This window comes from Propionivibrio sp. (assembly GCF_016790145.1).
GTDB lineage: Bacteria > Pseudomonadota > Gammaproteobacteria > Burkholderiales > Rhodocyclaceae > Propionivibrio.
In genome coordinates this window covers 1-8,580 of the sequence record NZ_JAEUOI010000224.1, presented here as the reverse complement: position 1 = coordinate 8,580, position 8,580 = coordinate 1, and the positions used below count along the sequence as shown (strand labels likewise).

Genomic DNA, 8,580 nt, shown 5'->3' with positions numbered 1-8,580 from the left:
TTCCCCGTATTGCCTCCAGGCCAACCTTCGCCTTGAATTCCGATGAATACGCATTGCGCTTCTTTGCTTCGCTCATATATCCTCATTTCGTTCGACAGCACACAGCTTAAACCGCTGTCTCAAAAACGGGGACCACTTTAGAAATAACCTCCTTTCACTTTCTTGTCCTTTAACCGCACCGTTGGCAATCAGGCTTGATTTTTAAAATGAGAATTGCTTGGGTTAGGCTTGCAACGCATCTCTGATCACCATCAAATGTATAATCTAGTCATAAGGTACTAATACTACTAATGGAGGCTTGTCATGGTCAATTCCCCCACGTCCGGTAATGCACAATTGTGCGATACGGCAACAGCGGCTACCCGGGCCAGGACATCAACGAAACCGACAGCAGCCGCAAAATCAGACAAGATCATCAGGCCGAAGAAGGACAAACTGATTCGGGATAGTTTTACCATGCCCGAGTCCGAATACAGCCTGATTGCCGCAGTGAAAAGACGTTGCTTGGCCAAGGGAGTAGCCGTAAAGAAAAGCGAGGTGCTGCGCGCCGCCGTCATCGGCTTTGCCGCTCTGTCGGACGCGGAACTTGCAGCCGCCCTGCAGACCTTGGTGGTCATCAAGACAGGACGCCCGCCGCAAGGGAAGAAGTAAGCCGGCTAACTGCGCGTGGTTTGAGCGAACAAGGCACCGATGCAATGCTGATCAGTGGCATGGGGTGCATGGATTCCCGTCAATACGCCAGGCAAGCTCACCTTTAGGTCGGCGCTGCTGGCACTTGTCATGACTTGCCGCCGAACCAATCTTATCGATACGCTGCCCTCCTCACTTAGGGAGATTGAAGGATTACACCCATTTCCCTGAGTGTCGTACAGATTTTGCTGCTAAGGCTCGGCGTATTGCTCCGGGGTCGATGTCACAGATGCAGCCGACGCGGACGGTCCCGACGCTCGTCAGCTTTCCCGGATAAAGAATGAAGCACTTCTCGCGTACCCGCCGGTAGAGCTCAGGGAAATCGTACGCGGCATCAGCGGGTGCATTGAAAGTAACAATGATTGGCGCCTGAACGGCCGCGTCGATAAAGGTGCGAATACGCATCTCGTGCTTGCCGTCGACCAGCGTTGCGCAGTTCTCGGAATAACGGGTCAGGCCTGCCGGCTGCCCGCTTTCCTGCGCTTACAGTTTCTGTGCCTGACTTAGCGTAGCGACAACGTGCGTCGGCGGCGTGAAAAGCGATTGGCCGGTTTTTTGCATAAAGACGTATTGGTCGTGCAAATTCATAGCCAGTGAATGGCAATTATCTATGGTCAGTTCCAGTGCAGTGCGACTGACGATGACAAACCCCCATTCTAGGCACTTGCCAGAAGCTTCGAACATAACTTCGGCCATGGTGAAAAAGAATCAGGTCAAGCTGTTCGCAACAATGATTCGCTTGGTTTTCTTGGTACATACGACGCTTGAGTGGGCCGGTCCTCCGTACCGTGCGGTCCGCAACTCGCTCCCGTCAACGCGGACCTTCTTCGAATATTTACAGGCGTTGATTCACTATCTTCCTTTCGATGACTAAAATCACTTGATGCGCTTTATGGGAAAAAGTCCCGACCCCGTACCGCACAAACCGCACGATACCGTGTGACATCACGTTCTTGCTCTGTCCCGACCTTCAAATCCTTTCGTAATCAGGTTTGATTTTTATATTGAGAATTGCTGCGATGCAATATTACTGGCTTAAAATCGACAATTTACGATATGAATAAAAATTTACTATTAAGTAATGTATTTACCGTATATACATTATGTTTTTGTTTGTATTGACAGTAAATTATTTATAATTTGGGATTGCCGCACGTAACATGACTTCATGATGCATCGCACAAAAAAGCTTGATTTTTTAATCTGGGTAGAGCATAATATCTTCAGTTTGATGGTTTTACATTTCTGCAGTACGGCTTGTCAAAGATTTGTCTCCTCCACCCTCCTCCTTTGGTGTGGATTTAACGCGGCTCCAACGAGTCGCGTTTTTTTTGTCCAAGATCAAATCAGCGATTGACAGGATTCGTCAATTTGCAATAAGATGCTCGGCTTTCCGTTATCGGGCATACAAGGACGGCGTATTCGATGAAGACTTTCTCCGCCAAATCGCATGAAGTGAAACGCGAGTGGCTATTGGTTGATGCCACTGACAAGGTGCTTGGTCGCCTCGCGACTGAAATTGCTCGTCGCCTGCGTGGCAAGCACAAACCAGAATTCACTCCTCATGTTGATACCGGCGATTACATCGTTGTGACCAATGTGGAGAAGTTGCGTGTTACCGGCAACAAGGCCGAAGACAAAGTTTACTATCGCCACACCGGTTACCCTGGCGGCATTTACGAAACAAACTTTACCAAGATGCAACAACGTTTTCCCGGCCGTGTCCTTGAGAAAGCTGTCAAAGGCATGCTTCCGAAGGGGCCACTTGGTTACGCCATGCTCAAGAAAATGAAGTGTTACTCGGGTGACACCCATCCTCACGCTGCACAGCAGCCGAAAGTTCTGGAACTCTAAGGGATCGAAATGGCTGAGAATTTCTACTACGGCACTGGACGTCGCAAGAGCGCCGTGGCACGTGTTTTCATGAAACGCGGAACTGGCAATATTGTTGTTAATGGCAGGCCAGTTGATGAGTTTTTCTCGCGTGTGACAGGGCGCATGATTGTTCGGCAGCCGCTAGTGTTGGTAGAACAAACGGCCGGCTTTGACATTCTGGTCAATGTGGCAGGCGGTGGTGAGTCCGGGCAGGCCGGTGCGGTGCGTCACGGCATTACCCGTGCGCTGATCGAATATGATGCCGCGCTCAAGCCAGCGTTGTCAAAGGCCGGTTTTGTTACCCGGGATGCCCGTGAAGTTGAGCGCAAGAAGGTCGGCTTGCATAAAGCTCGGCGCCGCAAGCAGTTCTCCAAGCGTTAAGCGATACTGGATTCCTTTGCGATTAAGAAGCCGCCTTTGGGCGGCTTTTGTCTTTTTTGGTCGCGCAGACTATCATTGCGAACCAGTTGAGGAGGATTTGATGGTCAAGGTCGGAATTGTCGGCGGTACAGGTTATACAGGGGTTGAACTGCTGCGCTTGCTGGCACAACATCCTGCTGTGGAAATTGTCAAAATTACATCGCGCGGCGATGCGGGAACGGCTGTTTCCAACATGTTTCCAAGTTTGCGCGGGCGCCTTGATCTGAAGTTCGAAGATCCGGCCATCGCCAATCTGAAGAGTTGTGACGTTGTTTTTTTTGCAACTCCGAATGGGGTGGCCATGCAGCAGGCCCCGCACTTGCTCGAAGCCGGAGTCCGCGTCATCGACCTCGCTGCAGACTTCCGCATTACCGATGTCACCGAGTGGGAAAAATGGTATGGCATGCAGCACGCCAGCCCGGAATGGGTGGCGAAAGCTGTCTATGGACTGCCGGAAGTTAATCGTCCAGCGATTCGGGATGCGCTTCTGGTAGCCAATCCCGGTTGTTATCCGACTGCAGTGCAATTAGGCTTCTTGCCACTTGTTGAAGCCGGGTTTGTTGATCTGGATCATTTGATCGCCGACGCCAAGTCCGGTGTGTCAGGAGCCGGGCGCAAAGCAGAAGTCTCTTCACTCTTCTCAGAAGCGGCTGATAATTTCAAGGCGTATGGCGTAATGGGTCATCGGCACCTGCCTGAAATTCGGCAGGGCTTGTCGCGGATTGCCAGACTTGCGGTTGGTTTGACCTTCGTACCACATTTGACGCCGCTGATACGCGGTATTCATGCCACGCTTTATGCGAAGATCAAAAGGGAAACCGATTTTCAGGCACTTTTTGAGAATCGCTACGCTGGTGAACCCTTTGTTGATGTCATGCCGGCGAAGTCTCATCCGGATACGCGTTCGGTTCGCGCTTCGAATCTTTGCCGTATTGCTGTTCACCGACCGCAGGGTAGCGATACGCTTGTGGTGCTCTCGGTAATAGACAACCTCGTCAAGGGAGCGGCTGGTCAGGCTGTACAGAACATGAACATCATGCTGGGCCTGTCGGAAACCCTCGGACTATGGCAACTCCCGGTGCTTCCGTAAAAATTAAACGTCTTCGGCAGCGATTCGGCATCAATGCGCCGAAGCTGGCGATCAGAACGCATGTGGCCTGGTATTGGCGCGCCTCGGCAGTCATCGTGATTCTCTCGGTCTCACTGGCGCTCGCAGCATGGATATACGATGCAGGAAGGCGTATAGCCGGGTTTCACAGCAATGAATCAGTTCGGGAAATTCAGTCGCTCAGCAATCATCTCATGGAACTTGATGCCGAATTGACCAAATTGCGTAGCCTCGTAGGTTCCGGTGAAAGCAGCCTTTTGCTTGAGCGTGCAGCGCAGCAGCAACTGACACGCCAGGCCAAAGCACTCGAAGTCGAGAACGCTGCGCTGAAAGAAGATCTGGCTTTCTTCGAAGGCCTGATGTTGGCCTCAAAGGCTGGAGATGAGCTGGGAGCCAGAATCGAAAACCTGAAGATCGAGCCGATTGGCAACTTGGGAGAGCATCGTTATCGGATGCTGGTGATCAATTCTGGAGGCCGCCAGGCCAAAGAACTTAAAGGGTCACTTCAGATTTTGGTCAAAGTGCAAGAGGGGGGCAAAGATGCTATGATCACAATTCCTTCCGCAACGGAGCCAAATCCCCAGCGTTTTCGTTTCGAGATCAAGCACTTTCAACGGATTGAAGGCGTTTTCTCGGTACCTTCCGGGGCTCTGGTGAAAGAGGTCGAAGTACGCTTGCTGCAGGATGGCAGCTTGCGTGCAAGACAGTCCGTGACTCTTTAGACGGAGACACTCATGTTCGGTATCAAAAAGGGTAAAGCTCCTCAGAGCAGTATAGATAGCCTCATCGGTGCGGGAACACTTATCGAGGGAAATGTGATTTTTTCTGGCGGCTTGCGCGTAGACGGCGAGGTGCGTGGAAATATCAGTAGCGAGAATGGCCAGGAAGGAACGTTGGTTATCAGCGAGAAAGCCAGTGTAGAAGGAGCAATCGCCGTCGGGCACGTGGTTGTCAACGGAACCGTGATTGGGCCGGTATTTGCTGGTGAATCTCTGGAACTCTTGCCTGCGGCACGTGTCACAGGTGATGTAGAGTATTATCAGATCGAGATGCAGCAGGGTGCTGTAATACAGGGTCGTCTGGTACATCAGACAAACGCCAAGACCGTAGAATTAAAGCTTGCATCTAGCAAATGAAGTTGTTTCTATAGTAGTGTTAAACACGAGAATCAGGAGGAATAAACCATGAATACAGCGACGGACATGCCTTTGCCCTTTGTTTTTACCGATAGTGCAGCCAGCAAGGTCAAGGACCTGATTGAAGAAGAAGGCAATCCGGATTTGAAGCTCCGTGTTTTCGTCACCGGTGGTGGGTGCTCTGGCTTCCAGTATGGTTTTACTTTTGACGAGATTGCCAACGAAGATGATACGTCCTTGCAAAAGAACGGGGTTACACTTCTGGTCGACCCGATGAGTTATCAGTATCTTGTTGGCGCAGAGATTGACTATACCGAAGGTCTTGAGGGATCCCAGTTTGTGATCAAGAATCCAAATGCGTCTTCAACCTGTGGTTGCGGCTCGTCTTTCTCCGCATGACGGCATTGATTTGCGGACGATTAAGGGCGACTTCAAGTCGCCTTTTTTATTCTATCGTCGCGAGTTTGAACTGTTTTGCCAGTTCAAGCTGTGCCCGCAACGGGCCGGTGGTGGCTTTGAAACGGGAAATTTGTGAGGCCTCAAGCGGAATCGTTGTCGGCAGAGTCATAGTCAGCGGATTGACCTGCTGGGAATTTACACGGAATTCGTAGTGCAGATGAGGTCCGGTAGCCAATCCTGTTTGGCCTACGTAACCTATGGTGTCGCCCTGGCTGACCCGGGATCCTTTCCGAATTCCGGCGGCAAAACCACTCAGATGGCCATAAGCTGTTGAGTAAACACCCTGATGCTTGAGGATGATCATGTTGCCGTAGCCACTCTGGAAACCTGAAAATTCAACTGTTGCGTCTGCAACTGAGCGTACTCGTGTGCCTGTTGGTGCGCCGTAGTCGACCCCTTTGTGAGCCCGCCAGGTTTGTAGCACCGGGTGGAAGCGTGCATTGGTAAAACCCGAGGTTACGCGGGAAAACTCCAACGGAGAGCGAAGAAAAGCCTTGCGCACGGTTTTTCCATCTGCCGTGTAGTAGTCACCTTTGCCATCTTCTGTCTGAAACCAATAGGCGTTATAAACCTTGTGGTTGTTGATGAACTCGGCAGTGAGAATTCGAGCACTGCGTATGGGTTGTCCGCGGTGAGCAAGGATTTCGTAGACAAGCGAAAAGCGATCGCCTTTACGCAGGTCACGATAAAAATCAATATCCCCGCCAAAAATTTCGGCCAGTTGGGTTGCGATCGCATCGGGTATACCCGCTGCGTCAGTGGCGCCGAACAATGAACTATGGATCTCGCCGGATTTTACGATAGTCTGTGGCTCAAGCTGCAAAACCTGTTCGCTGGACACAAAGCTGTTGCCGCGCCTTTCGACAACGAGCATCGCATCCTTCCCGTTGAGCGGGAAATATAACACGATCAGTTCCCCATGCTCTCCTGTTTTGGCCGAGACTACCTTGCCCGGTCGAAGTTGGTGGGCGATGACTCGTGTTTCCGAATTCTTGAGAATGAATTCCAGAGCATCCTGATCCGAAATGCCGAGACGTGCTGTCAGACTGGAAACCGTATCGGAACGCTGAATGCGCTCTTCCCGCAGGAATGAAGGGTTTTCGTCATTAATCAGGGTAACTGCAGGTGTGGACAGTTGTTCAAGGACGGTTTGCGTTGCAAAACCGCTCTCCTGACCGGAGGGGGCAAGAGCAAAAGCGGCCACCATTCCGAGCAATGCAACGCTGCCAACGCCAGCCATCACCCAGCGATGCCGTTGCGATCGTTCGATTGCCGCATGGGAATGCGCTAGAATCCTGCTCTGCTGTTTATCCATGGACTGCCACCGAGAGAAAAACTTTCAGTAGTCTAACAAAAAAATGATCCCGCAAGAACCCTTGGGATAGTAAACGATAGAGGCTTTGCATGCTAGGTGTCGAAGACCGTCTTGCTCTCATTAAACGCGGGGCTGATGAACTACTGATTGAAACTGAATTGGTTGAAAGGCTTAAAAGCGGTCGGCCACTACGTATCAAGGCTGGTTTTGATCCAACAGCACCCGACCTGCATCTGGGGCATACGGTGCTGATCAACAAACTGAGACATTTTCAGGATCTCGGCCACCATGTGATGTTTTTGATCGGTGATTTCACCGGAATGATCGGTGATCCAACCGGGAAGAATTCAACTCGACCGCCACTGTCGCGTGAGCAAATCCTAGCCAATTCACAAACCTATCAGGAGCAGGTATTCAAGATACTCGATCCTGAAAAGACGGAAATCTGCTTCAACTCGACCTGGTTTGAGCCTCTTGGTGCATCTGGAATGATTCGACTGGCGGCTCTGCACACGGTTGCACGTATGCTGGAACGCGATGACTTCGCCAAGCGCTATCGTGGCGGTCAGCCTATCGCCATTCACGAGTTTCTCTATCCGCTCTGTCAGGGCTACGACTCGGTGGCGATGAAGTCCGACCTCGAACTCGGTGGTACGGATCAAAAATTCAATCTTCTTGTTGGACGCGAGCTTCAGAAACACTATGGTCAGCCACCACAGTGCGTTCTCATGATGCCTTTGCTGGAGGGGCTTGATGGTGTAAACAAGATGTCAAAATCACTCGGCAATTATGTGGGGATCAATGAGCCGCCACGTGAGATTTTTGGCAAGCTGATGTCTGTCTCAGATGAACTGATGTGGCGCTACTACGATCTCCTTTCCTTTCGCGCCAGCGAAGAAGTAGCTGGGTTCAAGCGTGAGATTGCGAGCGGTCGCAATCCGCGCGATGTCAAGGTTCTTCTGGCACAGGAAATTGTCTCCCGGTTTCACGGGGCAGCCGCATCCGTAGATGCGCTGTCTGACTTCGAGGCTCGCTTCCGCCAGGGTGCGATTCCTGACGATGTTTCTGAAGTGGTTCTGGATTCGGTAGATGGGGAGTTGAGCGTTGCGCAGGTTCTCAAACAATCCGGGCTGACATCTAGTACCTCGGAGGCTCTGCGCATGATCGGGCAGGGGGGGGTGAAGGTTGATGGAGTGAAAATTGATGATAAAAACCTCGCATTTGCGGCTCGAAGCAATTTTGTATTACAAGTTGGGAAGCGAAAATATGCTCGCGTGAAAATTCGCTGACCCCATCAAAACAGTGGTTTAGCGGCCAGATACGAAATAGTTTGTATTTTGTTTCGTGAAAGTATTGACGCTGACGTTTGGCTCTGTATAATACGCCCCTTCGCTGCTTATGCAGTGCAGCAATCAAGCTAACTGCTTGATTTTCAAGCTCTTTAAAAATTGGACAATCGATAGGTGTGGGTTTTTGGTTTGGTTGAATTTGCTTTGGCAAATTGCAACGAGATGGAAGAACTCGCACGATGAAATTAAGACTGTGGTTCTGGAGAGATCTGGGGCTACAGGACGTCA

The 8,580-nt window shown here is 51.0% G+C and carries 9 protein-coding genes; 8 read left to right on the top strand and 1 reads right to left on the bottom strand.

Annotated features, from left to right (window positions below; all coding sequences use genetic code 11):
* Nucleotides 1-303: 303 nt before the first annotated feature.
* The 7 genes from JNM42_RS18145 (at nt 304) to erpA (ending at nt 5,628) form a co-directional block, all read left to right on the top strand.
* A complete protein-coding gene (locus JNM42_RS18145) occupies nt 304-651 on the top strand; it encodes a hypothetical protein (protein ID WP_294273600.1) in 348 nt (115 codons plus the stop codon).
* Between the two features lie 1,464 nt (nt 652-2,115).
* Nucleotides 2,116-2,544, top strand: coding sequence for a 50S ribosomal protein L13 (gene rplM / locus JNM42_RS18140; protein WP_294273597.1), 429 nt, complete (start codon nt 2,116-2,118; stop codon nt 2,542-2,544).
* A 9-nt stretch (nt 2,545-2,553) separates the two neighbouring features.
* Nucleotides 2,554-2,946 (top strand): 30S ribosomal protein S9, encoded by a 393-nt coding sequence (rpsI, locus tag JNM42_RS18135; RefSeq protein ID WP_294273595.1) that lies wholly within the window; start codon nt 2,554-2,556, stop codon nt 2,944-2,946.
* A 100-nt stretch (nt 2,947-3,046) separates the two neighbouring features.
* On the top strand, nt 3,047-4,075 hold the full coding sequence (gene argC / locus JNM42_RS18130) for an N-acetyl-gamma-glutamyl-phosphate reductase (protein WP_294273591.1): 1,029 nt from the start codon (nt 3,047-3,049) through the stop codon (nt 4,073-4,075).
* On the top strand, nt 4,051-4,815 hold the full coding sequence (locus JNM42_RS18125; protein WP_294273588.1) for a DUF6776 family protein: 765 nt from the start codon (nt 4,051-4,053) through the stop codon (nt 4,813-4,815). Before argC ends, JNM42_RS18125 begins: the two co-directional genes overlap by 25 nt.
* Nucleotides 4,816-4,827: 12 nt before the next feature.
* Nucleotides 4,828-5,229, top strand: a complete 402-nt coding sequence (locus JNM42_RS18120) for a polymer-forming cytoskeletal protein (RefSeq protein WP_294273586.1) — start codon at nt 4,828-4,830, stop codon at nt 5,227-5,229.
* A gap of 48 nt (nt 5,230-5,277) precedes the next feature.
* Nucleotides 5,278-5,628 carry an iron-sulfur cluster insertion protein ErpA gene (gene erpA / locus JNM42_RS18115; protein WP_294273584.1) on the top strand — a complete coding sequence of 117 codons (351 nt, stop codon included), beginning with the start codon at nt 5,278-5,280 and terminating at the stop codon, nt 5,626-5,628.
* A gap of 46 nt (nt 5,629-5,674) precedes the next feature.
* Here erpA and JNM42_RS18110 read toward each other — a convergent pair whose 3' ends face one another.
* A complete protein-coding gene (locus JNM42_RS18110; protein WP_294273581.1) occupies nt 5,675-7,003 on the bottom strand; it encodes a peptidoglycan DD-metalloendopeptidase family protein in 1,329 nt (442 codons plus the stop codon).
* An 89-nt stretch (nt 7,004-7,092) separates the two neighbouring features.
* Here JNM42_RS18110 and tyrS point away from each other — a divergent pair, with 89 nt between their 5' ends.
* A complete protein-coding gene (gene tyrS, locus JNM42_RS18105) occupies nt 7,093-8,292 on the top strand; it encodes a tyrosine--tRNA ligase (RefSeq protein WP_294273577.1) in 1,200 nt (399 codons plus the stop codon).
* The last annotated feature ends 288 nt before the right edge of the window (nt 8,293-8,580 follow it).

Bases quoted from the DNA above. Each gene is read 5' to 3' on its own strand.
- JNM42_RS18145 (WP_294273600.1), top strand. From the start codon at position 304: ATGGTCAATTCCCCCACGTCCGGTAATGCACAATTGTGCGATACGGCA.
- rplM (WP_294273597.1), top strand. From the start codon at position 2,116: ATGAAGACTTTCTCCGCCAAATCGCATGAAGTGAAACGCGAGTGGCTA.
- rpsI (WP_294273595.1), top strand. From the start codon at position 2,554: ATGGCTGAGAATTTCTACTACGGCACTGGACGTCGCAAGAGCGCCGTG.
- argC (WP_294273591.1), top strand. From the start codon at position 3,047: ATGGTCAAGGTCGGAATTGTCGGCGGTACAGGTTATACAGGGGTTGAA.
- JNM42_RS18125 (WP_294273588.1), top strand. From the start codon at position 4,051: ATGGCAACTCCCGGTGCTTCCGTAAAAATTAAACGTCTTCGGCAGCGA.
- JNM42_RS18120 (WP_294273586.1), top strand. From the start codon at position 4,828: ATGTTCGGTATCAAAAAGGGTAAAGCTCCTCAGAGCAGTATAGATAGC.
- erpA (WP_294273584.1), top strand. From the start codon at position 5,278: ATGAATACAGCGACGGACATGCCTTTGCCCTTTGTTTTTACCGATAGT.
- JNM42_RS18110 (WP_294273581.1), bottom strand. From the start codon at position 7,003: ATGGATAAACAGCAGAGCAGGATTCTAGCGCATTCCCATGCGGCAATC.
- tyrS (WP_294273577.1), top strand. From the start codon at position 7,093: ATGCTAGGTGTCGAAGACCGTCTTGCTCTCATTAAACGCGGGGCTGAT.